The following is a 24158-nucleotide window of genomic DNA, read 5'->3' on the forward strand; positions in this document are numbered from 1 at the left end:
ACATTGACCGACAAAAATGCTAACCCATCCTAATTCATTAAAGTTTCATCTTTGGTTTCCCAACTTGTTTGGGTTTAAGGGTGGTATCCAAGTTTATTCAGCCTTTTTCTTGCAGGCTCTGCAAAGCCTCTACCCTCAAAGTCAATACAATGTTTTCCTTAAACATGATGTCCAGCCTACCTCAGATATTCCCTGTTTACCCGAAACTCAGTTCCACTTTGCTGGAGCATGGCATCTCAAAATCCGTACGCTTATCTTTGCTGCCCAAATTATCAGCAATGGTCTTCAACAACGCCCAAATTTGATAATTGCTACTCACTTAAATTTTACCGTTGCTGCTTACTGGCTTAAACGTCTCGTTGGTATTCCTTACTGGACAGTCGCCCACGGTATAGAAGCTTGGAATATGAAAAATCCTACTATAAAAACTGCTCTACATCATGCAGACCTGATTCTGGCTGTTAGTAGCTACACGCGCGATCGCCTTCTTAAAGAACAAAACCTCAACCCCAACAAAGTCGCTCTCTTACCCAACACATTTGATGCAAGTCGCTTTAAAGGGGCACCAAAACCTTTTTATTTGTTGGAGCGATATGGACTCAAATCGGAACAACCAGTGATATTAACTGTGGCACGGTTGGCAAAAGGTGAACAGTACAAGGGATATGACAAAATTCTCCAGGCTCTTCCTCAAATTCGCGAGATTATTCCAAATGTTCACTATATCCTAGTCGGCACAGGAAATGATAAATCCAGAATTAAGCAGATGATTGCACAACTGCGGCTCCAAAACTGTGTGACCTTGGCTGGATTTGTGCCTGATGAGCAACTTTGTGACTACTACAATCTTTGCGATGTTTTTGCCATGCCTAGTAAAAAGGAAGGGTTTGGCATCGTCTATTTAGAAGCATTGGCATGTGGCAAACCTGTGTTAGCAGGCAACAAAGATGGGGCAATTGATGCTCTTTGTCATGGCGAACTCGGCGCACTTGTTAATCCTGATAATGTCGAAGAAATTGCCAAAACACTGATTAAAATTTTACAAGGTACTTATCCTAATCCTTTAATGTATCAACCTGAAGCTTTACGCCTCATGGTAATTCATAAATTTGGTTTTGAGCATTTCAAACAAACTCTTGCTAGCTATTTAGACAAGCATTTCCAACTGATGAAAAGGAACTAATTTTTAATATGTGTGGCATAGCGGGAATTCTCACAGTTAATCAGTATCAGGATGGATTAGAAACAATAATTCGGCGGATGCAGACCGCTCTCCGACACCGTGATCCTGATGATTCGGGTATTTATATTTCATCTGAAAAACAAGCAGCCCTCACCCATACTCGTTTGGCAATTCTCGACTTAAGCCAAGCCGGACATCAGCCTATGTCTACTGCTGACGGGCGCTACTGGATTACCTTCAACGGTGAAATTTATAACTTTCAACAACTACGAAGCAATCTAATTTCTCAAGGAGAACAGTTTCATTCGCAAACCGACACAGAAGTTATCCTCAAGCTTTACCAAAAAATGGGTTCTCACTGTGTCGAGCATTTACGCGGAATGTTTGCCTTGGCTATTTGGGATGACTTTGAGAAAACTTGTTTCTTAGCTCGTGACCCTTTAGGAATTAAGCCGTTATACTATTGGCAATCAGGTTCAAGCTTAGTCTTTGCCTCAGAACTCAGAGCCATTCTTGCCTCAGGTTTACCTACTATAAAAATGAGCATGAAAGGGTTATACGGTTATTTAATTGGTGGCTCAGTACCAGAACCATACACTTTAATTGAAGGTGTTCATTGTCTAGCTGCTGGTCATTGGTTACATTGGCAACCTGTTGGTATGACAAAACAGCAGTACTGGCAAATCAACTTTCCTCCTGCAACAACAATTTCACCACAAGAAGCAAAAGAAAAAGTTCGTGCTGCCTTAGTTGATTCAATTCAACATCACTTCGTTAGTGATGTACCTGTAGGAATTTTTCTCAGTGGAGGCATCGACTCAACAACTGTTCTCGCCTTAGCAAGTCAGACTCAGAATGAACAGTTACGTACCTATTCTGTAGCGTTTGAAGAACAAGAGTGGAATGAAGGGGAAATTGCCAAGCAAATTGCAAAGCAGTTTGGCGCAGAACATACAGAATATAAAGTAACAGCATCATTGGCTAAAGAGTTATTACCTAAATTCCTACAAGCAATTGACCAACCCAGTGTCGATGGCTTTAATACCTTTTGTGTCTCCCAGCTTGCTCATCAAAGCGGCACTAAAGTCGTACTATCTGGACTTGGTGGAGACGAGCTGTTTGCTGGATACCACTCCTTTGAGAAAATTCCGCAGATGGTGGCATGGGGGAAGCAGATGCATGCAATTCCTCTGTTGGCGACGGGTGTAGGTGTGGGATTATCGCATTGGGCAACATCACCAAAAATGAAGCGCCTTGGTGATTTCCTACAACAAACCCCCAGTTCAGCAGCTGCCTATCGCAGCTTCCGGGGAATTTTTTCTCACACAGAAGCTTGTGCAATCGCCCGTCAATATATTAGATCCCCCCAACTCCCCACTCCTCGAGGGGCTAGGGAGGATCATCTATCAAGTTGCCTTGGGCAAACTCTGACTTTAGAAGATGAAGTGAGCTTTTTAGAATTGAGTTGTTATATGCGTAATCAGTTATTGCGAGATAGCGATGTCATGAGCATGAGTTGGGGACTGGAACTACGTGTCCCTCTAGTTGATCGCGCTTTACTCGAAGCGGTTGCATCAATTCCTAGTCATATTCGTTTAGCTTCTGGAAAACAATTGTTAATTGCAGCCGTTCCTGAGTTACCTGACTGGGTTGTTAACCGTCCTAAACGAGGCTTTTCCTTTCCCTTTGAGCAATGGATGTCAGGTGAATGGCGTGACTACTTCAATCATGTGAATGTCCCAAATAATATATCCCTCAAACCTTGGTATCGTCGCTGGAGTCTGGCAATTCTCAAATACTGGTGGGAGCGGGTGTCAAAATGAAAGTTCTTCATGTAATTCCCTCTATTGCTCCAGTCCGGGGTGGTCCAAGCCAAGCCGTGATAGAAATGGTCAAGGCACTGCGAGACAGTGGCGTTGAGGCTGAAATTGCCACTACTAACGATAACGGAGCCAATCTGCTGGATGTCCCTCTTGGGGAACGAATTGAGCATCAACAGGTTCCAGTTTGGTTTTTCCCCCGTTTCTCCCCTAACCTTCACGCCCTACGTGAGTTTGCCTATTCTTGGCAGTTAAGCACTTGGTTGTGGCAAGTCATTCATCAGTATGACCTGTTACATGTTCATGCCATCTTTTCCTATCCTTCCACAGTAGCAATGGCGATCGCTCGCCTAAAGCAAGTTCCTTACATTGTTCGTCCTTTGGGACAGTTGTGCCAATGGTCTCTCCAACAAAGCGCTCGCAAAAAGCAAATTTATCTCAGACTTATAGAACAAGCTAATCTTAATCACAGTAAATCCCTTCACTTAACTTCAGAGCAGGAACAACTGGAGGCAACTCAGTTACACCTAAATTGCCCAAGCTTCGTTCTGCCCCATGGTCTTTCCATCCCTCCTGTCATGGATGATGCTTGTCAGCGTTTGCGGCAACACCTCAACCTTCCAGCAGATGAACCAATTATTCTATTCTTGTCTCGTCTCCACCCTAAAAAAGGTTTGGAATATTTGATCCCATCTCTTGGAAAATTATCTCATTATCGCTTCACTTTTGTCTTAGCTGGTAGTGGCTCTCCAGATTATGAAACTGAAATTGAATGCCTTCTTGTTGAGCATGGTATTCGCAGCCGCACTCATCTTACTGGATTTGTTGCAGGACAGACAAAAAATTTATTCCTCCAAGGGTCGGATCTATTTGTCCTGACTTCTCATTCTGAAAATTTTGGAGTGGCAGTTCTTGAAGCTTTAGCCGCCGGTATTCCTGTTCTCGTTACCCCTGGTGTTGCTTTAGCTTCTGTTGTTCAACAATATCAACTGGGTTATGTTTCAAAACTAGATGTATCTGCAATTGCAGATACTTTAGAACACTGCCTGAGTCATCCTCAAGAGGCTAAGGATATAGGCACGAGTGCCCGACAATTTATTCTTGAACATTATACTTGGGAAAAAACAGTAGTCAAAATGCTTCAGCTTTATCAAAATATAATTTCAAACGATTATTTAAAAGATTAACCCAACTTTCATAAATAACGAAAATGTTTATTCCTCATTACAAAAATTTGAATTAAATAAAAAAACATAAATTTTGATAAATGCCTTATGTTCCTTCAAGAAGTAACTCCACTAATTCTGACATACAATGAAGCCCATAATATAGCTCGTATGCTCAAACACCTTATATGGGCAAAGACTATCGTTGTGATTGATAGTTATAGTACAGATGAAACATTAGAGATTTTGTCCGCTCATCCTCAAATACAAATCTTTCAAAGAGCGTTTGACTCCTTTGCTGCTCAATGTAATTATGGGTTAGAAAAAATTGCATCTCAGTGGGTACTATCACTAGATGCTGATTACGTCTTGACTGATGAGCTAGTTAATGAAACTATGTCACTGCCAGCAGAGTCGGACGTAAATAGCTACAGCGTCAGATTCAAATACTGCGTCTTTGGTAAACCTCTACACGGTACTTTACTCCCACCACGTAAAGTTCTTTATAAACGAGAAAAAGCAGTTTATATAGACGATGGTCACGCCCATAAAGTTGTTGTAGAAGGAGCTTCTAAGCTGCTTTCTTCTTATATCCATCATGATGATCGCAAATCTCTAACTCGCTGGCTATGGGCACAAGACCGCTACATGGTAATAGAAGCTAAGAAGTTGCTAGAAACTCCTACTTATGAATTAAGTTTAGGCGATCGCATTCGCAAGCAAAAAATTCTAGCTCCTTTCGTCATCCTGTTCTACTGCCTTATCCTCAAAGGTGGTATCCTCGACGGTTGGCATGGTTGGTACTACACTTTTCAGCGTGTCTTGGCAGAAATTCTTTTGTCTATTCGCTTAATTGAATATGAAAAAATACAAAAACAAGATATTTAAAATTTAAGGTGAAACAGTTACATCAGCAACTCAAAACATATTGGATTTTTGGTCTAACAGGTTTTATTGTCATCCTGATTAGCATTATTCCAGTTCGACTGGCGATTGCCTTCGGCACTGCGCTCGGCGCAATCGCCCACTACCAAGCGCCTCATCCCCAAGCAATTCTAACTCTGGGCGGTGGTCAAGACCGGGAAGAGTTCACTGCTGAATTTGCCCAGGCTGACCCATCTCTAGAAATCTGGGTTTCCTCTGGTATTCTTCCTAACAAAGCCCGTGAGATTTTCCGTGCTGTTGGTATCTTAGATCAGCGAGTTCATCTCGACTATCGCGCCATTGATACCGTCACCAACTTCACCTCCCTCGTCAAAGACTTCAAAAGCCGAAATATTCAGCATCTCTACCTCATCACCTCCGACTTTCATATGCTTAGAGCTAAGGCAATAGGAACCATCGTCCTTGGTAGTCAGGGTATCACCTTTACCCCCATCTCTATTCCCTCAAACGAACCGGAAGAGTCCTTCCTCCGAATCTTACGTGATAGCTGTCGCTCTATCCTCTGGATTTTTACAGGTCGAACCGGAGCCAGCCTAAGCCCTCGTGTTGCTCACTTATCCTATGCGTTTAGATAACTATACCCTTGGAACTTACACTCCTGGCGCTCCCTTGTGGAAACAACTTTTGTGGTACTTTCTCGGAGCACCCTTGATACAGACTTATTTGCTTCCCATGTCAGCTTTAAAAGTTTGGATGCTCCGCTTGTTTGGGGCAAAAATCGGGCAAGGTGTGCGTATTAAGCCTGGAGTCCGGGTGAAGTTTCCTTGGCGACTGACAGTAGGGGACTATGTTTGGATTGGTGAAGATGCATGGCTAGATAACATCGCTCCAATCATCATCGAAAGTCATGTCTGCTTGTCTCAAGGTGTCTACCTCTGCACAGGAAATCATGACTGGAGCCATCCCGATTTTAAACTGATTCCTGCGCCAATTCATATTCAAGAAAGCAGTTGGATTGCAGCCAAATCGGTTATTGGTCCTGGAGTGACTGTAGGACGGGGAGCAGTGCTGACATTAGGTGGAGTGACTGGGCGTTCTTTAGAACCGATGACAATATTTGCTGGCAATCCCGCTCAAGCTGTTAAGAAAAGGGGTGGTGGGGGAATGGCGATCGCCTGACTAGAATTTTAATTCTCAGTGATTATGAAAAAGTTCTGCAATTAACTCGTCGCGACTCAAGCCAAAATGTTCAGCAATATCTCTCAGGATGGCGTTAAGCGTACCAATTTTAAGCGGGTCATGAGCAGGAATTGTAACGTGGTGTTCGCCGTTTTTCTGTGTCGTTAGACGAATATGGCTTCCTGTTTGCCGATCAACTAAATACTCAAAACGAGCTAATGCCTTGACCAAATCTTCACTCGACAAGTCTCGTGGCAGCTTCACGAAGCAATGACCTCATCACGGACGATATGCAACCGAATCACTTTAGGACAACTTGCCTCCTCAGGGAAATGGCAGTGAACTGCATCGCGTACCATTTCCTTCAAAGTTGCCAGGTCATTAGCCTGGGTAAAAATTGATTCACCCAAAGCTCTAGCTACATAACCACCCTCAGGGTCTTCTTCAATTAAAAATATAATTTCAGTCGTTGTATTTTTCACTGATTTTTTCATCGGAGTAGCCAGATATAGTCTCATTTTAATGTGAGTCAAATCAAAATTGTTAGAGATGAAGATTAAAACTTGCTCGAGTTCACCTTATAACAATAATGGTTTGTATAATGCTCACGGCGTCCTCCAATCTTTTTTGAATTCTTCTTTGCTTTGGCTCAAGGCGGGTATCCACACCTCGATGAAAAGCTGGAACAGCGACTGCGGCTTACACGGATTTGTTAGACTAGTCTCGATGCCTAATAAGGTTTAATACAGAACCACTCGCTTCCCTAATATTATGACCTTGATGGGTGTTAACCAATTATACATAACACTCTGATAACGCCAGTTTTTTGAGGCTACTGATGCTTACAAGTACTCTACTTCTCTCTAAACAACTCCCTACTTTAGAATACTCCTCTACACCAGAGCGATTCGATGAATCCTGGGAAGCTCCCCTGTCTACCCTCTTGGGACTGGGACGCGCCGCTGGTGCTGATTTTATTGAATTTTTCTTGGAGCGTGTCAACTATATTAGCTGCTTGGCAGAGGAAGACTCTATTACCAGCATTACACCGCGTCTTTCTACAGGTGCAGGAGTAAGAGTATTTCGTGGCAAAGCTGATTGCTATGTTAGCACCAATGACCTTTCTTTTTCTGGTTTAAAAGCAGCTTTGGAAAAAGGTCTTTCTATCTTGGGATTGCAACTTCCCGCTCCCAACGCTTTCATCCCAGAAATCAACCTGGAACTGCTACGAGACTATGGTACCAAAAGAGGTAAAGATGGCTGGCTACCACTATGTACCTCCATGCGGGAAATGGGAGAAGTTCTCCTTGATGGGACTGCTCAACTTCAGCAAAAAGCAAGCCACGTACAATCACGCCGCGCCACCTACTTCCGTGATTGGCAAGAAGTCTTAGTCGCTGCGAGTGATGGCACTTTTGCTCGTGACATTCGCCTCACCCAGTCGGTAGCACTGATCCTCCTGTGCGCTGACGGTGCTCATCGCGCTTCTATGGCTGAACGTGCAGGCAATACCAGCGACCCCAATTTCCTCACGGCTTGGGATTACACAGAAGCAGCAGAGCACATTGCAGAATCAGCAGGGAAAATGCTTTATGCTGATTATGTAGAATCAGGCACTTACCCCATCATCATGGCGAATCACTTTGGCGGGGTTATCTTCCACGAGGCGTGCGGACACCTGCTGGAAACCACTCAAATCGAACGCAACACCACTCCCTTTGCTGACAAAAAAGGTGAAAAAATTGCCCACGAAGCTCTAACTGCTTGGGATGAAGGGCGAACCGAAAATGCCTTCGGCACAATTGACATGGACGACGAAGGTATGCCAGCCCAAAGAACCCTATTAATTGAGAAAGGCGTTTTGAAGAACTTTTTGGCAGATAGAGCAGGTTCAGTGCGTACCGGACATCCCAGAACCGGTAGTGGACGCCGCCAGAATTTTACCTTTGCTGCTGCAAGCCGGATGCGTAACACCTACATTGCTACTGGCGAATATAGCAGTGAAGATTTATTTGCCTCTATAGATAAAGGTATTTACTGCAAAAAGATGGGTGGCGGTAGCGTTGGTGCTACAGGTCAATTTAACTTTGGTGTAGACGAAGCTTATTTGATTGAAAATGGCAAAATTACCAAGCCACTCAAGGGAGCTATCCTCATTGGTGAAGCGAAGGAAATTATGAACAAAATTTCCATGTGTTCCCAAGATTTGTCTCTTGCACCCGGCTTCTGTGGTTCTGTCAGTGGCAGTATCTACACAACCGTAGGACAGCCTCACATCAAGGTTGATTCGATTACCGTAGGCGGACGCTAAATTATCTTCGGGTGGGCGATCGCTCACCCAACAGAAGATGCCTATTTATTTTTAGAACCACAGATGAACACAGATGTAGGCGTAAGCCGTGCCGTAGGCTACACCGATGTAATTTATCTGTGTCCATCTGTGTCCATCTGTGGTTTGAAATTCAAAATTCAAAATTGATGAACTATGCCGAATATCAACGAAATTGCAACTTACGCCAAGGAAACTGCTGAGAAGATTGGCATTAAAAAATTCGACATCTATGGTTCAACTGTAGACCAAACTGGTGTACAAGTGGATCAAGGTGAGCCTAAGCAAGTGAAAGCCTCTAATCTTTCTGGTGTCACCGTGCGTGTCTGGAATGAAGACAATACAATGGGTGTCACCAGCACGACAGATGTAGACCCCCAAGGACTTGAATTAGCTTTAAAAACAGCTTACGAAGCGAGTTTCTTTGGTGTGAAAGAAAATGTCCCTGATTTTAGCCCAGAGTCTACTGTTCCTATTCCTAATTCATCACACGAGAAAGCACCCCAAGCACCTGTTTCTCAACTGATAGAAAGCCTGTTAGCGGCTGAAAAAGAAGTTCTAGCAGCTCATCCGGCTATTCAAGGAGTACCATACAATAGTTTGGCGCAAAGAGATATTGACAAATTCTATCTCAACAGCGATGGTGCAATGAGAACAGAATCTGGCTCAATAGCATCGATTTATCTTTACAGCAAAACTGACGAAGACGGGAGAAAACCCCGCAGTGGTGGCGCTTTTAGAATCAGCCAAAGTTTAGATACTCTAGACATCAATGGTTGTATCAAAGAAACGGCAGAGAAAACTATCAGCCACTTGAACTACGAAAAAATCAAGTCTGGTAAATATCGAGTTGTTTTCTCACCAGATGCTTTCTTGAGTCTATTGGGTGCTTTTTCCAACTTGTTTAATGCTCAAAGTATTCTGGACAAGCAAAGTTTATCTAGCCCTGATGATTTAGGCAAGCAAATTGCTTCTCCTCTGCTTTCGGTGTGCGATGATGCACTGCATCCGGCAAACATTGGTGCAGAAACTTTTGATGGCGAAGGAACTCCTACCCGTAAAGTTTCATTAATTGAAAATGGTATTTTAACAGGCTTTCTCCACAGTGCAGGGACTGCTAAAAGAATGAATGCCAAGCCGACAGGTAACGCCAATATTGGTGCAAAAGTCTCTGTCAGCCCCAACTTTTATCACGTCTTTGCAGCCGCACCTGGTGAACAGGAATTGAGCCTGGAAACCGCTGAAAATGTGATTTTTATTGATGATTTGCAAGCTCTTCATGCAGGGGTGAAAGCCTTACAAGGTTCTTTTTCTTTACCATTTGATGGTTGGCTTGTCAATAATGGTGTGAAGACAAGCATTGAATCAGCAACTGTTGCAGGAGATTTTCTAGAACTCCTCAAGTCGATTATTTTTGTGGAAAAAGAACCAGAGTTGACTCCCGGAGGTGTGTGTCCCAAAATCTGGGTTGATGAATTGTCGATTACGGGAGAATAAATTGGTAGTGAGGACTAAAGTCCTCACTACAAAGAAGTTTGATTATGGGTAATTTCCCGAACAACACTAATATTTTGGTTGTTAGTGGTGAGTTGTGAGTTGTTTCTACTCTCTACTAACCACTAACTACTAACCACTAACTCTTACCGCTACCAATTAAGTAGAGCAGCGCCATGCGAACGGCAACACCACTGCTCACTTGAGCTTGAATTAAGCTAAATTCCGGGTCATCCATCAATTCTGAGCTAATTTCGACACCACGGTTAACTGGACCAGGGTGCAAAACTTTGACATTTGGCTTACACAGTTGCAGCCTTGAGTGTGTAATACCAAACATTTGGTGATATTCTCGTAAAGAAGGCAATAAATGAGCAGTCATCCGTTCCTTTTGCAAGCGCAAAGTCATGACAAAATCAGCATCTTGCAAAGCGGGTTCTAACTCCCAATGGAGAAACAGTTTGCCTGGTCTGCTTTCACCGTAATCTAAGAATAATTTAGGTAAGAGTGTGGGTGGTGCTGCTAGATGCACATGAGCGCCACTTGCTGTAAAACTCCAGATATTCGAGCGTGCTACCCGCGAATGTAGAATATCCCCAACAATGGCAATCTTTTTATCTTTTAAAAGTTCGATGCGGGGAAGATCAGGGTCAAGGAGAGTACAGATAGTAAATAAGTCTAGCAGGGCTTGAGAAGGATGCTCATGTTGACCATCACCAGCATTGAGGACACTGACTCGGACTCCTAGACGATCCATTTCTTGGGCGATCGCATTGGGGACTCCCGCCTCCCGATGGCGAATCACCATAATATCAGTTCCCATTGCCAAGTAAGTCTTTGCCGTGTCGAGAATCGTCTCTCCTTTTGTCATGGAAGACGTTGCTGAGGCAAAGTTTAGCGTATCTGCCGAGAGCCGTTTAGCAGCGAGTTCAAAACTGCTGCGAGTGCGGGTTGATGACTCAAAAAATAAATTCGCCACCACCTGTCCCTGCAAGGTTGGTACTTTTTTCGTGCGCCTTGATAGGACTTCTTGAAAACTGGCAGCAGTTTGCAAAACAGTATCGTACTCAACTGTGGTGAAATCAGCTAGGGAAAGAATGTGGTGACGAGTCCAGGTGGTATTAGACATAAAAGAATAACGATTTTCGTCTAAGAGACACGCAGCACACTGTCATAGGAGCATTGATGCACACTTGTAAAGCCGATTGGAGCCTGCTTGCGAGTTGAGTTTTTCTCACTCCTATTGTTGTTTCAGTGGCGCTCATTTTAACGCATCTCTACAGTTTTTTCATTTACATATGCAGACCAAATCATACCACCTGGCATCTATCAAAATAGATACCAGGTTGTCTCAATTGCTCTTAGATTTTAAGTCCCAAGCAAATGTAACGAAAAGTAACAAAATTTACCACGGATTGAAACAGGTAAGGAATTCGTCAAGTCTTGCTACATTATGAAACAGTGTTCCTTAGACAAATCAGCCATGCAACTTGATGACCTGCTGCTGAGTGAACCAGCAATAGAGGCGGCAATAGACTATCAACCACTCACTGTTGCACCGACAACATTGCTGGTAGATGTCATTGCTTTAATGAACCAAAAGCAAATTCACAGTTGCTCCTTATCTGGTGTTCATTCACCAGCAAATGCATTTACCATATATGAGACAGGCTCTAGCTGTGTCTTAGTGATGCACTTAACAGAGTTACTGGGAATTTTTACAGAACGGGATATTGTACGGCTAACGGCAGATGGCATCGATTTTGGAACGGTGACAATAGCTGAAGTCATGACGCAGCCAGTGATTACCCTAGAGCAAGCTGCTTTTAAAGATGTTTTTGCTGCTTTATTTCTATTTCGGCGATATCGCATTCGCCACCTGCCGATAGTAGGACAAAAGGGCGAAGTTATTGGTGTTGTTTCTCACGAGAGTATTCGTAACATTTTACGCCCTGTTCATCTCCTGAAGTTCATGCGTGTGGCAGATGTGATGACAACCCATGTCATTCGTGCCCCAAGGACTGTTTCGGTATTGACTTTAGCTCAGGTCATGGCAGAGTTTCGGATTAGCTGTGTCGTAATTACCGAGGAACAACTACAGTCAGATTTGGGACAATTCGTTCACCTTCCGATCGGAATCGTCACTGAGCAAGACATTGTACAATTTCAGGCAATGCAAGTGAATCTATCTGAAGTTCTGGCCCAAACTGTGATGAGTACACCCCTATTTCTGCTCAATCCTGAGGATTCTTTATGGACTGCTCTTCACCAGATGCAACGGCGACATACGAGAAGATTGGTGGTGTCTTGGCATGGAGGGACGGGACTCGGTATTGTGACTCAAAGCAGCTTACTGCGAGTCCTCGATCCTGTACAAATGTATGGAGTCATCGAAACTTTGCAGAAGACAGTTAGATAGCTACAAGATTGGTCATTGTCTTTGTCGTTGCACATCTATCGCAACTACGAGTCTGTCACTGCTAGACTAAACTTGTAGCACCCAGAGACTTCCCGCCATTTCTGTCGCCAAAGATTTAGAGATTCCAAAACCAAAAGATGTTATCTTTTGGAACCCAATCCCCAAGGCTGGTTATGGAGTCAATAGCTATGTTTATACTTAGGTATTCATCAGCTCAAGTTGCGCTTTTTTACTCTAAATGGGCAACTCATTTCAACACTGGAAGACGTTGCTTTTCAACAAACGCAACGAGTTGAGCGTTTAGTCGCAAAACTACGAGAATTGAATATTGAGCCAGATGTTTTGTAGAGTTTATGCTCTAAAAAAAAAAGAAGAGATAAAGATAGAAGAAGTTTTTTCATTCTTCATTCTTCACTCTTCTTTATTTACCGAAAAAGAACTCAGAACTCAGTTGTCAGAACTCAGAATTAACTACGAATACGTAGGCTGTGGTCAGCCAAGTTCTATACAACTGGGTGAAGAGTAGAGGTCAAGAGCCGCCTGTTTTTAATTATGGAGAAAAGAAACATTCTTTCGGTGGCTGAATCCCCCGGGTTTATCCGTGGGGTCATTCTGCGTTCTGCGTTCTACTCAATCTTAAGTATCTTCTGGAAAAACCCATTTTGGAGGTTCCATAAGTTTTTTGAGTCGTGCTGCTTCAGCTATTTCATGCATTTTTTCTAAAGAAGTCTCTTGGATGAACTTTGACGCCTCCTCTACATGGGATTTTTCATCTAAAGCGCTGTCGTTGGTTTTGGTTTCAGGATTATTTCCCTTATCCTCTTCCACGCAAACCTCCTGAGTAGTCATTTTCAGAACGGCAGTCATCTACAGCAATTCCTACTGTGGAGCACAAAGACTTGTGTTGCTCTAGTAAATCTTAACCTTGTGATTGCCGTGTGGATCTTCCATGCAACATTTCTAAAATCTAAAAAACTGTAGAGACGTGGCACGCCACGCCTCTACAGTTGCATTGTAATGTCTCTACAATCGAATATAGATTCAATATCTTGGTTAAAAGGGCGCAGATGTCGGAAATTTTTGCTACCACTGGAACCATCGCCGCGATCGCCACTGCTGTTGTTCCTCAACAGGGTAGCGTCGGCATTGTGCGCGTGTCCGGTTTGGAAGCAATGCAAATTGCTCAAACTCTTTTTTATGCACCAGGGCGTCAAGTTTGGGAAAGCCACCACATCCTCTATGGTTACATCCGCCATCCCCAAACGCAGCAACTGGTGGATGAAGCACTTTTGCTCCTCATGAAAGCACCTCGTTCTTACACCCGTGAAGATGTGGTGGAATTCCACTGTCACGGGGGAATTATGGTGGTGCAGCAGGTCTTGCAATTATGTCTCGAAAATGGCGCAAGACTAGCACAACCAGGAGAATTTACCCTACGGGCGTTTTTGAATGGGCGACTAGATTTAACTCAGGCAGAAAGTATTGCCGATTTAGTGGGAGCGCGATCGCCCCAAGCAGCACAAGCAGCACTCGTAGGTTTACAAGGGAAATTAGCTTATCCTATCCGTCAGTTACGCGCTAACTGCTTAGATGTTTTAGCAGAAATTGAAGCACGGATAGATTTTGAGGAAGATTTGCCACCTTTGGATGATAAAGCCATCATATCAGAAATCGAGAAAATTTCTGTGGAAATTTCCCGCATTTTGGCAACTGCTGACAAAGGGGAACTGTTGCGTACGGGTTTGAAAGTGGCGATCGTCGGGCGTCCGAATGTAGGAAAATCGAGCTTATTGAACGCTTGGAGCAGAACTGACAGAGCGATCGTCACCGACTTACCCGGTACAACCCGTGATGTGGTGGAATCACAATTGGTTGTCGGCGGAATTCCCGTACAGGTACTCGATACAGCAGGAATTCGCCAAACACAAGACCAAGTAGAAAAGATAGGGGTTGAGCGTTCCCGCCGTGCAGCGAGTGCAGCCGACTTAGTGCTGTTGACCATTGATGCCCAAGCAGGTTGGACAGCAGCAGACCTAGAAATTTACGAACAGGTGCAACACCGTCCGTTAATTTTAGTGATTAATAAAATTGACCTTGTCCAGACGTGCCATGATAGGTTTGATGTTGGGATACCCAACACCATTAAACAGGTTGTCAAAACAGCAGCTGCTCAAAACCAAGGTATTGCAGCGTTAGAAGCAGCGATTTTGGAAGCAGTCAGTTCAGGCAAAGTGCAAGCCGCAGACTTGGATTTAGCCATTAACCAACGACAAGCAGCAGCATTGGTAAAAGCGAAAACATCCCTGGAACAGGTGCAAGCGACAATTGCCCAGCAGTTACCTCTTGATTTCTGGACAATTGACCTGCGAGGTGCAATTTATGCTTTAGGGGAAATTACAGGGGAAGAAGTGACAGAATCAGTTCTTGAGCGGATTTTTAGTAAGTTTTGTATTGGGAAGTAAACCACACAGACGCCCAAAGGGCGTCTACACGTCTTCGCGCTTCGTTGTGACAATTTTAGCATTGAAACTTAGCACAGGCTTCTCATCTGCCATTGGATGGTTTAAATTTATTTACAAAGTTTGTGAATAGAAACGAATGTCTTTTCTCGAAGGAATTAACAACGCCAATGCATTGATTGTCGGAGCAAGCCAAGGCATTGGTTTAGGTTTTGTGCAAAAATTACTGCAAGATGACAGGTTTACCAAAGTGTATGCAACCTATCGTCTGCCAGAGTCTGCGTCCGAGTTATTAACTCTTGAAAGCCAACATTCTGACAGATTAACTTGTCTGTCGATGGATATTACTGAGGAGCCACAGATTGTTGAAGTTGTTCAACAGATCAGTGTAGCTGTTAACAAGCTTCACTTAGTTGTCAACTGTGTAGGATTGCTACATGATGGTGCTTTGCAACCAGAAAAAAGTTTAAGACGTATCAATCCAGAGTATTTGATGCGGTACTTTCAAGTCAACAGTATTGGGGCTATTCTACTTACTAAACACCTGTTACCTCTATTCCGTCATCATGAGCGCAGCGTTTTTCTCAGTATTTCTGCTAAAGTAGGCAGTATTGGTGATAACCAGCTAGGAGGCTGGTATGGGTATCGAGCCTCGAAAGCTGCACTCAATATGTTAATGCGAACAGCAGCTATTGAGTATAGAAGAACTAGCCCCAAGACTTTGGTAGTCATGTTACACCCTGGTACAACTGATACACGGCTTTCTCGTCCATTTCAAGTAAATGTACCAGAGGAAAAATTATTTTCAGTGGAACGCACAGTTAACCAATTGCTAGCCGTCATCGAACAGCTTCAGGATGGCGATAGTGGACAGTTTTTTTCTTGGGATGGTAGCCGCTTGCCTTGGTAGAAATAGGCAAAAGAAAAGAGTTGTTGCCTAATAAGAATGAGTCTTGACAAAACCCTCATTTATGAATGTCTAAGATTAAATTTATAAAGTAATAAGGTTAAGAAAAGATTATTCAGCAACAAGTCTAAAACTATTCACCTAATCGCTTGAAATAGGCAAAAGCTTTTTCAAGGCTTTTTGACTGTGTTCTTGCGAATTTCCATGAATTCAAAAAGCCAAAAAAATAAGAAAAATTCAAGAATACTTGCCTCGAGAAAACGCGAGAAACGATTCATTAGGACTATGGGGCGTTCTCATTCATAGAAATCATGTGTGGGGTGCAATATTAACAACTTTTAGCACTATTAGTCTTGTTTAAAGTATTATCGTATATGATAAATTTCTTGTAATTCGTGGTTTCCTACTCTAATGTTTTCGTTTTGATTCGGTTAAATTTTGGTTAAAGATTGGAGTAAAATCCGCGCAAATAAACTTTTTCTTAATCTTATGAAATCCAACCCTCCACAAAAGCTAAACCGTCGCCAGTTTTTGCTGCGTTCAGCCATCACTAGTGGTGGAATCATTGCCACAAACGTTTTATCAAAATCGCAAGTTTTTGCTCAAGCACCTGCCATAATCACTTCTGACAAAGAACGTCCCACCATACCTTATGGAGTCGCCAGTGGTGACATCAATGGCAATAGAGCTATTATTTGGAGTCGTAGCGATCGCCCTGCCCGGATGATTGTAGAATATGCTACTGATGAATCTTTCCGTGATGCACAACAAGTTGTCGGACCAACTGCTTCAGAAGCCAGCGACTATACAGCAAGAGTTTATCTCAAAAACCTGCCATCATCTCAGCAGATATTCTACCGAGTGACTTTCCAAGACTCAGGTGATACAAAAATCTACAGCGCCCCCGCCGAGGGGACTTTCCGAACTGCCCCTGCATATCGGCAAAATATATTCTTTGCTTGGTCTGGTGACACTGCAGGTCAAGGATGGGGTATTAATCCGGACTTCGGTGGTATGAAGATTTACGAAACCATCCGGCAACTCAACCCAGACTTTTTCATCCACTCTGGCGACACTATCTATGCCGATGGCGTTATCCAATCGGAAGTCAACTTAGATGACGGCAGTATCTGGAAAAACATTACCACAGCTGAAAAATCAAAAGTTGCCGAAACTTTGGCAGAATTCCGTGGTAATTATATATACAATCTATTAGATGAAAACGTTCGTCGCTTCAATGCTCAGGTTCCCATACTAGCGCAATGGGATGACCACGAGGTAACAAACAATTGGTATCCTGGCGAGATACTGGACGATGACCGCTACACAGTCAAGGACGTTTCCTTATTAGCACAGCGGGGAAATCAAGCATTTTTGGAATACTTCCCCATTCGGATTGATGGTGATGATCCAACCAGAATTTACCGCTCCTTCAAGTATGGTCCATTACTAGACATTTTCATGCTGGATGAGCGCAGCTACCGGGGACCAAATACAGAAAATCGCCAGACAGAACAAAGTGAAGAAACGGCATTTTTAGGCAATGCACAGGTGCGTTGGTTGAAAAACCGATTGCGGAAATCAACAGCGACATGGAAAGTCATCGCAAGTGATATGCCTATTGGACTAGTAGTTCGGGATGGTAGCACCAAGTTTGAAAACGCCGCTAACGGAGACGGTCCAGCCTTAGGACGGGAACTAGAACTTGCCGATTTACTACGGTTTATTAAACAAAACAATATCAGCAATGTTGTCTGGTTAACCGCAGACGTACACTACACAGCAGCGCACTATTACGACCCCAACAAAGCACAGTTTCAAGACTTCAAACCCTTCTGGGAGTTCGTAGCAGGTCCTCTCAACTCTGGCACATTTGGACCAAACCAACTCGACAATACCTTTGGTCCAGAGGTGAAATTTTTGGGTATACCGACAGATTTGAAACCAAATCGACCTCCAAGTGAGGGTTTGCAATTCTTTGGCACAGTCAAAATTGATAGTTCTACAGAGGTGATGACAGTAGCATTGCTTAATTTGGAAGGCAAAACCCTCTACAGTGTAGACTTGTCGCCGGAAAAATAAACCCCATAGACTTGTAGACGCCCGAGGGCGTCTACGTGCCTTCGTAGTTTATTTTATCCTGCTGCGCTAGTCCCAAATATTACTCTTGTGTGTACCAAACCTAATCCGAAATCTTTATAATTGGGCGTGATCAAGTTATTAGTACTTTATTCGAGTTGAGTTAATCATGGTAGCAGCTAATACCAACTATGACCCCACATTAAAACTTGGTTCTCAAGGTGACAAAGTTAAAGAATTACAAGCACTTTTAAACAAAAGGCTTAGTAGTCGTGAGCAAATTAAGGTTGATGGCGTTTTTGGAAGCAAAACAGAGGATGCTGTCAAAATTATCCAATATCAATTCCTCCTCAAACAAGACGGCATTGCTGGACCTCTGACCTGGAAATCTCTGCGTGCTAACTCCCCAGTCGATAAACCCACTTTGCGTCGTGGTAGCACTGGCGAACAAGTTGCAATTGTACAAAAAGTCTTGAAAGACGGCGGATATTATAACGGTGCAATTGATAGTAACTTTGGAGAGAAAACAGAAACAGCAGTAAAAGCTTTTCAGAAAGACAAAAAACTGCTTGTTGATGGCATTATTGGTGACAAGACCTGGGAAGCTTTGAGCCTACTAGCTAGTTTTATGACGGTTGATTAAATTTAAAACTTCACGAAATCATCTTCTCCAACGCCAATTGTAAGTCTTGCGTCAGGTCGTCAACTGCTTTTCTTGCTGCTTGACGACTTGTCTGATAAGTTGACCAACGTTGTGTGACTGAAATTGGCTCACCTACTGTGACTCGTGCTTTTCTCCATCCTAACCGGGGTCGTGCAGGGTTTTTCTCCCCTTTTATCCGGGCGATGAGGTCAAATAAGATTAAGGACGTTTCTGCAAATCTCTCAAAGGTTGGCTTCTCGTGAACATAAGTTCCTGTCACCGCCACAAAACTTTCCGCTAGACGCATATGTAGAGTTCGCAGAGAAGCTTCTTCCGCAATCCAGTCTGCCAAGCCTCGCTCAAGGGGTGATAATGCATGTAAGTTTGGCAAATCCTTGCGGTAGATGTCATCCCAGCCTGCTGACTCTATTCGGCGACAGCGTTCAATCACAGTTCCTTGCGATTCCAAACCGAAATATTGCTCTGCAGCTTGTAGTGACCTATCTAATACCGCCTGAAGCCGAGTTTCAAGTACCTGGTTACGGTTAGCAGATGAATCCGTTTGTGTTGCAGTTGGTGTACTTTTGTGGTAAAAGCGAGCGTAAAATTGTTCCATCTGGGAAAGAATATATTCCCCGAGGCAAAAGAGTCGCTCATAGAAAACTTTTTCTCGGTCAATCAGGGTTGATTGACCAATATGTTGCACTGACAAGCCGCAATCAGCTTCCAATTTGCCCAAAAGCCAATCTAGTTTTGCCCAAGATGGATTGATGTAGCTATACTGAATGCCAATTGGCGCAATCAAAACTTCCTCAGTTCGGTTAGCTTTGACCAAATCTTCCACACACCAGAAGCCCAAATGAGCAACACCAGGTTCCAAGGGGCTGACAATTTCGCTATGTCCATTGGTGGCTCCTTCAGGAGCTACACTCATTGGGAGTTTGCCATTGGCAAACAAATCCCGTGCTGTCTTCATACCTACCCTGTCTAAGCGCTTACCTCGATGTATTGGTAAGCCTCCTAACCGAGAAAAAAACCAACCCAACCAATCCCCAGCCCACAAAGTCATTCCCCGGTCATAAAGAAAGTGAGAATGAATTGGGTATTGCAGTAAAATTCCCATGTGACGGGCAACTTTTGGTACAGCATGGGATAACAAATACATCATGCTAAAGGGGTCATCAACCTCTGAGTGGCGAAATGCCATTAAAAAACGAATTTTGCCAGCTTGGAATTGTTGGTAGAGTTTGACGAGCGCCTCGACATTCACAGTTTCAATCTGCGTGATACCAGTTGGTAACCACGGTCGAGTCCGAAACCGCAGTAACACAGGTAGTAACCTCTGGGTAATGAATAGTACAACTGGGTTAAAGCGCTGGGGAATAAACTCTAAGGGCGGTTGAGCTAGTTGAATCGAATGAGGCAAGGCGGCTCTCCAAGGTGTGTTCCTAAGCATAAAGAAACTCTAACTCACCAAAAAACTAGCGAGTAGCCCATAAAGTATAGTTTTTAATTATTTACTCAATTTTTTTAGCTTTTTGAACCTAGCCCACTCGATATCACCTTTCATCTCTAGATGAAATTTCAAAGCATACCGCCAAGGAGCAAACCAACTTCCAAACAAAGGGTCTACAATTCTCGTGAAAAACCTTGAGCAAGGAGGTCAACCAAACTGCTTACTCCATCTGTTCAACTGCCCTTACACGGTAAACGAATTATTGTGACCGCACCTCGCAACTATGCCGCCAGGTTATCTCAGCAACTGATCAACCAAGGTGGTCTGCCGTTTTTGATGCCAACAATCGAAACCTGTTTACTGGAAAACTTTACTGAGTTAGATGCTGCACTGCAACATATCAACACGTTTGATTGGATTGCTTTTACTAGTAGAAATGGTATTGATGCATTTTTCCAACGCATAGAAGATTTGGGGTTAAACCTCTTATTATTGACAATTTGTCGTTTTTGTGCAATCGGATTGGATGCGGAAAGATTAGCAGCTTTGGGAATCAAGGTCGATTTATTACCAAAAGAACCTAGCCCAGCAGGAATCATTGCTGAACTGGCTAAAATTCCAGATATTGCCAAGAAAAGTGTTCTCGTTCCAGTTCCAGAATTTGTGGATTTACCAGAACCCGATGTGATTCCAAGCTTTATTGCAGGTTTAGAAAAATTGGGTATGAAGGTGACTCGCGTACCGACCTATAGGACGCGGTGTTTGGACAAAAATATTTATGAGGTTGAGTTAAACCTGATTCGCCAAGGCAACATTGATGTCATTGCTTTTAGCAGCACTGCGGAAATAGCAGGTTTTTTACAAATGGTCAACTCAAAAAGAGATTACGAACATTGTGTTATTGGCTGCTTTGGACCTTATACAGCAGCAAATGCCCAGAAGTTAGGTTTAAAGGTTTCTATCGTTGCCCAAGATTATAGTTCCTTTGCGGGGTTTGCGGATGCGATCGCCCTTTGGGCCGCTCCCTTTGGGAGCATCGCCAACGGCGGGGCGTAGCCCATCGCCCTTTGGGCAGATCCTTAGGAAGATGGGCGGATTTTTCACCTTCTGACTATCAGTGCTATCCTAATCTACGATTTGCCCAACCCCCCTTTGTGTAGCAGGGCTGTTTCATTCCCTAAAACAGGTAAAATTGCAACTGTTGAGGGGAGAAAAAATCATGGGTGCAAATCTGATTTCACAACTGCAGCTTGTTGAAGATTTCAGAACTTTAGATGGTCGAAGGCATCCTCTGTGGTTGGTGTTGCTGTTTGTCATAATGGGCACCATGAGTGGATATATTGGGTATCGTGCATGGGGAGATTTCGTGAAACGGCATCGTCGAGTATTGATCCAGACGTTTGAAATACAAAAACATGGCGTTCCTTCGTATTCAACGATACGACGTGTAGTGATGGGAGTAGACTTTGATAAGCTAGTGGAAATATTTAATCAGTGGGCTGAAAACTACGTTGAACTACAGGAGTCAGAGTGGTGTAGCATCGATGGCAAAAGCATTAAAGGAACAGTCACTAACTACAAAAAAGCTTGTCAGAATTTTGTCAGCATCGTATCAGTATTTGCGAGCAAAAAAGGACTGGTTTTGGGCATCTCAAAGCTTGAGAACAAGTCGGAGAGCGAAATCGTAACTGTGCAAAATTTAATTGCCGTTTTGGAGATCAAAGATGCTGTATTCAGCCTTGATTCTTTACATTGCCAAAAAAAACTTGTCAATTAATCATCGATAGTGGCAACGATTATGTAATTGCTGTTAAAGACAATCAGCCAAAACTACATCGTCACATTAAACGCGTTGCTGCACTCAGATCACCAGCCAGTCGTTACATAGCCACCGAAAAAACCAGAGATAGATTAACAACACGTACAGTAGAAGTTTTTCATGATTTGAATGGAATAGACCTAGGATGGACTGGGATTAAGTCTTTAATTCGGGTTGAACGAGTTGGGACACGGGGTAGAAAACAATACCATGAGGTTGTTTGTTACATTAGTAGCCTGATTCGTACCGCACAAGAATTTGCTTGTGGTATTCGCGGTCATTGGAGTATCGAAAATTGCCTGCATTGGGTGAAAGATGTAGTTCTTGATGAAGACGATTCCACCATACGTCTGGGTAACGCTCCTGCTAATCTTTCAGTTATTAGAGCGATTGCCCAAGGGGCACTGCGCAGAGCGCAATCGCTCTCAATATACTCCGTCGTAATGGTCATACTTCCATCACAATTGCTCATAGATTTCTCTCTAATGATATTGACAAACTTCTTGCCCTTGTGGAATGAAACAGCCCTGCCTTTGTGTAGAAGGTTGGGCGCTATCAGTTGTTGCAGTACCAGACTATGCGACTACCATTTGTGCCGGATAAAGTCGTAAATCTCCAAATATTCTGTTCCAGGATGGTTCCAAGAGTAGTCATACTCCATACCCGCAAGAGCAAGTTTACGAAACTCTTCAGGATTGTTGTACCACAACTTCAAAGCACGTTCCAACGCGGATTCAAGGGCAGGATAATCTGACTGGTAGAACACGTAGCCGTTGCGTTCTTCCACAGGCGTATCCTCGTCGTAGTCTCTGTCAAATACGGTATTGACTAGCCCACCGACTCCCCGAACTATGGGTACAGTGCCATACTTCAGTCCAATCATTTGGGTTAGTCCACAGGGTTCGTAATTACTTGGGACAATAATCATATCTGCCCCGGCATAAATTAGGTGAGATAATTCTTCATTAAAACCAAGTTCTAAATGAACATCAGGATTATCGTTCAAAAAGTTTTTCTCATGGCGGAAATGGGCATTAATTCCTGACTCTGTTGCTGAACCTAATAGTACAAATTGAGATCCATTGTGCAGGGCATGATAAATTGCATGATGGACTAGATGAACGCCTTTTTGCTCATCTAAACGACCAATATAAGCAATAATTGGCTTATCAACATCCTGCAATAGCAGCCGTTCTCGTAAAGCTTTTTTGTTCTTAGCTTTTTCTTGAAAATTATCCTTAGAGTAGTGATAAGGAATGTAGCGGTCTATTTCAGGATTCCAAAAATCATAATCGATGCCATTGAGTACCCCAGTAAATTTATCCTGGTGTAGGTGCAAGGTATGACCTAATCCGTAACCAATATCAGTGTACCGAGCTTCCCAAGCGTGGTGTGGAGAAACTGTGGTTACAGCGTTGGAGTAAACAATCCCTCCTTTCATAAAGTTCAGGGCAAAGGGGTTGAAGTTGTCCTGTAGCTTATCATACTGAAAGTAATACGACTCTCGGTTTAAACTCGTTGCCCAGAGAGTATCAACACCGCCAAATCCCTGATGCTTAAAGTTGTGGATAGTATAGCAAACTCGTTGGGACTCCATCCCATGATATTTATACATTTCACAGAGCATGACTGGAACTAAGCCAGTCTGCCAGTCATGGCAATGGATAATATCAGGTCGCTTGTTGCTTTGGAGCAGAAATTCCAAAGCGGCTTTGCTAAAGAACGCAAATCGCATATTGTCGTCGTGACAACCGTAATAGCAGCCCCGATTAAAGAAATTGTCCCCAGAGTGGGGTTCAATAAAGAAACACAGCCGCCCGTGTACCCAACCACAAGAGACTGAACAGTGAATTGCACCGCCGTACCAAGGTACCCACAAGTCAAGGAAGGCGTCATGGAGTCCCCAGATATGGTCGTAGCGCATACAATCGTACTTCGGCAGAATGATTTCAACGCAATGCCCCCGGATTTCTAATTCCCTGCTGAGTCCGTAAACGACATCGCCTAAGCCTCCAGCTTTGATAACAGGAGCGCATTCCGAGGCAATTTGTACGATGTACATCTCTCTCCTCGCTTAATAAAAATTCACTTTTATTATCTTTTCCATCATTACAGAAAAGATGTATCTATTGGCAAGTCACTTACCCAGCCATTAGGTACAAATCTTACTTCATAACGTAATTTGTATCATATATCGCCAAAAATATTTAGACGAGAAGCTTTTCAAAATTCGAAAATTATGTCAAAATATGTCTTAAGATAGACCCAAAAATGTATCTTAAGCTAGATACGCAAATTTTGTTAAACCAAGTATAGGTGC

Annotated in this window: 20 protein-coding genes and 2 pseudogenes; 16 read left to right on the plus strand and 6 right to left on the minus strand. The window is 43.3% G+C overall.

Going from position 1 to position 24158, the window contains the following annotated elements; translation table 11 throughout:
• The first annotated feature begins 16 nt into the window (after positions 1–16).
• The 6 genes from MAS10914_RS0104495 (at position 17) to MAS10914_RS0104520 (ending at position 6233) form a co-directional block, all read left to right on the plus strand.
• Positions 17–1183: a glycosyltransferase gene (locus MAS10914_RS0104495; RefSeq protein ID WP_017314707.1), complete on the plus strand. Its 1167-nt coding sequence runs from the start codon at positions 17–19 to the stop codon at positions 1181–1183.
• 8 nt (positions 1184–1191) lie between these two features.
• Positions 1192–3006, plus strand: coding sequence for an asparagine synthase (glutamine-hydrolyzing) (gene asnB / locus MAS10914_RS0104500; RefSeq protein ID WP_017314708.1), 1815 nt, complete (start codon positions 1192–1194; stop codon positions 3004–3006).
• The gene (locus MAS10914_RS0104505) at positions 3003–4190 is read left to right on the plus strand and encodes a glycosyltransferase (protein WP_017314709.1); all 1188 of its coding nucleotides are present in this window, start codon (positions 3003–3005) and stop codon (positions 4188–4190) included. Before asnB ends, MAS10914_RS0104505 begins: the two co-directional genes overlap by 4 nt.
• Positions 4191–4277: 87 nt before the next feature.
• Complete coding sequence (locus tag MAS10914_RS0104510; RefSeq protein WP_017314710.1) at positions 4278–5057, plus strand: glycosyltransferase family 2 protein; 780 nt, start codon at positions 4278–4280, stop codon at positions 5055–5057.
• Positions 5058–5065: 8 nt separating this feature from the next.
• Positions 5066–5689: a YdcF family protein gene (locus MAS10914_RS0104515; RefSeq protein WP_017314711.1), complete on the plus strand. Its 624-nt coding sequence runs from the start codon at positions 5066–5068 to the stop codon at positions 5687–5689.
• Positions 5676–6233 carry a WcaF family extracellular polysaccharide biosynthesis acetyltransferase gene (locus tag MAS10914_RS0104520; RefSeq protein ID WP_017314712.1) on the plus strand — a complete coding sequence of 186 codons (558 nt, stop codon included), beginning with the start codon at positions 5676–5678 and terminating at the stop codon, positions 6231–6233. The genes MAS10914_RS0104515 and MAS10914_RS0104520 overlap by 14 nt, the downstream gene beginning before the upstream one ends.
• A 15-nt stretch (positions 6234–6248) precedes the next feature.
• Here the strand turns inward: MAS10914_RS0104520 and MAS10914_RS0104525 are convergent, their stop codons facing one another.
• On the minus strand, positions 6249–6497 hold the full coding sequence (locus MAS10914_RS0104525) for a type II toxin-antitoxin system HicA family toxin (RefSeq protein ID WP_017314713.1): 249 nt from the start codon (positions 6495–6497) through the stop codon (positions 6249–6251).
• Positions 6494–6727: a hypothetical protein gene (locus tag MAS10914_RS0104530; RefSeq protein WP_017314714.1), complete on the minus strand. Its 234-nt coding sequence runs from the start codon at positions 6725–6727 to the stop codon at positions 6494–6496. The genes MAS10914_RS0104525 and MAS10914_RS0104530 overlap by 4 nt, the downstream gene beginning before the upstream one ends.
• Before the next feature lie 344 nt (positions 6728–7071).
• Between MAS10914_RS0104530 and MAS10914_RS0104535 the strand changes: the two genes are divergently transcribed.
• The gene (locus MAS10914_RS0104535) at positions 7072–8544 is read left to right on the plus strand and encodes a TldD/PmbA family protein (RefSeq protein ID WP_017314715.1); all 1473 of its coding nucleotides are present in this window, start codon (positions 7072–7074) and stop codon (positions 8542–8544) included.
• Between the two features lie 174 nt (positions 8545–8718).
• On the plus strand, positions 8719–10059 hold the full coding sequence (locus MAS10914_RS0104540; protein WP_017314716.1) for a TldD/PmbA family protein: 1341 nt from the start codon (positions 8719–8721) through the stop codon (positions 10057–10059).
• A gap of 136 nt (positions 10060–10195) precedes the next feature.
• Here MAS10914_RS0104540 and MAS10914_RS0104545 read toward each other — a convergent pair whose 3' ends face one another.
• A complete protein-coding gene (locus tag MAS10914_RS0104545; RefSeq protein ID WP_017314717.1) occupies positions 10196–11185 on the minus strand; it encodes an aspartate carbamoyltransferase catalytic subunit in 990 nt (329 codons plus the stop codon).
• A 354-nt stretch (positions 11186–11539) separates the two neighbouring features.
• Here MAS10914_RS0104545 and MAS10914_RS0104550 point away from each other — a divergent pair, with 354 nt between their 5' ends.
• Both MAS10914_RS0104550 and MAS10914_RS35310 read left to right on the plus strand, forming a co-directional pair.
• Positions 11540–12475, plus strand: coding sequence for a CBS domain-containing protein (locus MAS10914_RS0104550; RefSeq protein ID WP_026082332.1), 936 nt, complete (start codon positions 11540–11542; stop codon positions 12473–12475).
• 147 nt (positions 12476–12622) lie between these two features.
• Positions 12623–12823 (plus strand): annotated as a pseudogene (locus MAS10914_RS35310) (Uma2 family endonuclease); the annotation flags it as partial.
• 288 nt (positions 12824–13111) lie between these two features.
• On the opposite strand, the gene MAS10914_RS0104565 reads toward MAS10914_RS35310, so the two are convergent.
• Positions 13112–13342 (minus strand): hypothetical protein, encoded by a 231-nt coding sequence (locus MAS10914_RS0104565; RefSeq protein ID WP_017314721.1) that lies wholly within the window; start codon positions 13340–13342, stop codon positions 13112–13114.
• Positions 13343–13542: 200 nt separating this feature from the next.
• Between MAS10914_RS0104565 and mnmE the strand changes: the two genes are divergently transcribed.
• The 4 genes from mnmE (at position 13543) to MAS10914_RS0104585 (ending at position 18563) form a co-directional block, all read left to right on the plus strand.
• Positions 13543–14937 (plus strand): tRNA uridine-5-carboxymethylaminomethyl(34) synthesis GTPase MnmE, encoded by a 1395-nt coding sequence (mnmE, locus tag MAS10914_RS0104570; protein ID WP_017314722.1) that lies wholly within the window; start codon positions 13543–13545, stop codon positions 14935–14937.
• Between the two features lie 136 nt (positions 14938–15073).
• Entirely contained in the window at positions 15074–15844 is a 771-nt protein-coding gene (locus MAS10914_RS0104575) for an SDR family NAD(P)-dependent oxidoreductase (protein WP_017314723.1), read from the plus strand.
• Positions 15845–16330: 486 nt separating this feature from the next.
• A complete protein-coding gene (locus MAS10914_RS0104580; protein ID WP_017314724.1) occupies positions 16331–17923 on the plus strand; it encodes an alkaline phosphatase D family protein in 1593 nt (530 codons plus the stop codon).
• 166 nt (positions 17924–18089) lie between these two features.
• Entirely contained in the window at positions 18090–18563 is a 474-nt protein-coding gene (locus MAS10914_RS0104585) for a peptidoglycan-binding domain-containing protein (RefSeq protein ID WP_017314725.1), read from the plus strand.
• A 10-nt stretch (positions 18564–18573) separates the two neighbouring features.
• Here the strand turns inward: MAS10914_RS0104585 and MAS10914_RS0104590 are convergent, their stop codons facing one another.
• Positions 18574–20019 carry a 1-acyl-sn-glycerol-3-phosphate acyltransferase gene (locus MAS10914_RS0104590; RefSeq protein ID WP_017314726.1) on the minus strand — a complete coding sequence of 482 codons (1446 nt, stop codon included), beginning with the start codon at positions 20017–20019 and terminating at the stop codon, positions 18574–18576.
• 264 nt (positions 20020–20283) lie between these two features.
• On the opposite strand from MAS10914_RS0104590, the gene MAS10914_RS29595 reads away from it, so the two are divergent.
• Together MAS10914_RS29595 and MAS10914_RS36095 are read left to right on the plus strand one after the other, a co-directional pair.
• Complete coding sequence (locus MAS10914_RS29595; RefSeq protein ID WP_017314727.1) at positions 20284–21075, plus strand: uroporphyrinogen-III synthase; 792 nt, start codon at positions 20284–20286, stop codon at positions 21073–21075.
• A gap of 96 nt (positions 21076–21171) precedes the next feature.
• Positions 21172–22449 (plus strand): annotated as a pseudogene (locus tag MAS10914_RS36095) (ISAs1 family transposase).
• On the opposite strand, the gene glgA reads toward MAS10914_RS36095, so the two are convergent.
• On the minus strand, positions 22422–23900 hold the full coding sequence (gene glgA, locus MAS10914_RS0104610) for a glycogen synthase GlgA (protein WP_017314730.1): 1479 nt from the start codon (positions 23898–23900) through the stop codon (positions 22422–22424). The pseudogene MAS10914_RS36095 and the gene glgA overlap by 28 nt on opposite strands.
• Between the last annotated feature and the right edge of the window lie 258 nt (positions 23901–24158).

Origin of the sequence: Mastigocladopsis repens PCC 10914, assembly GCF_000315565.1 — a bacterium.
Taxonomy (GTDB): Bacteria; Cyanobacteriota; Cyanobacteriia; order Cyanobacteriales; family Nostocaceae; genus Mastigocladopsis; species Mastigocladopsis repens.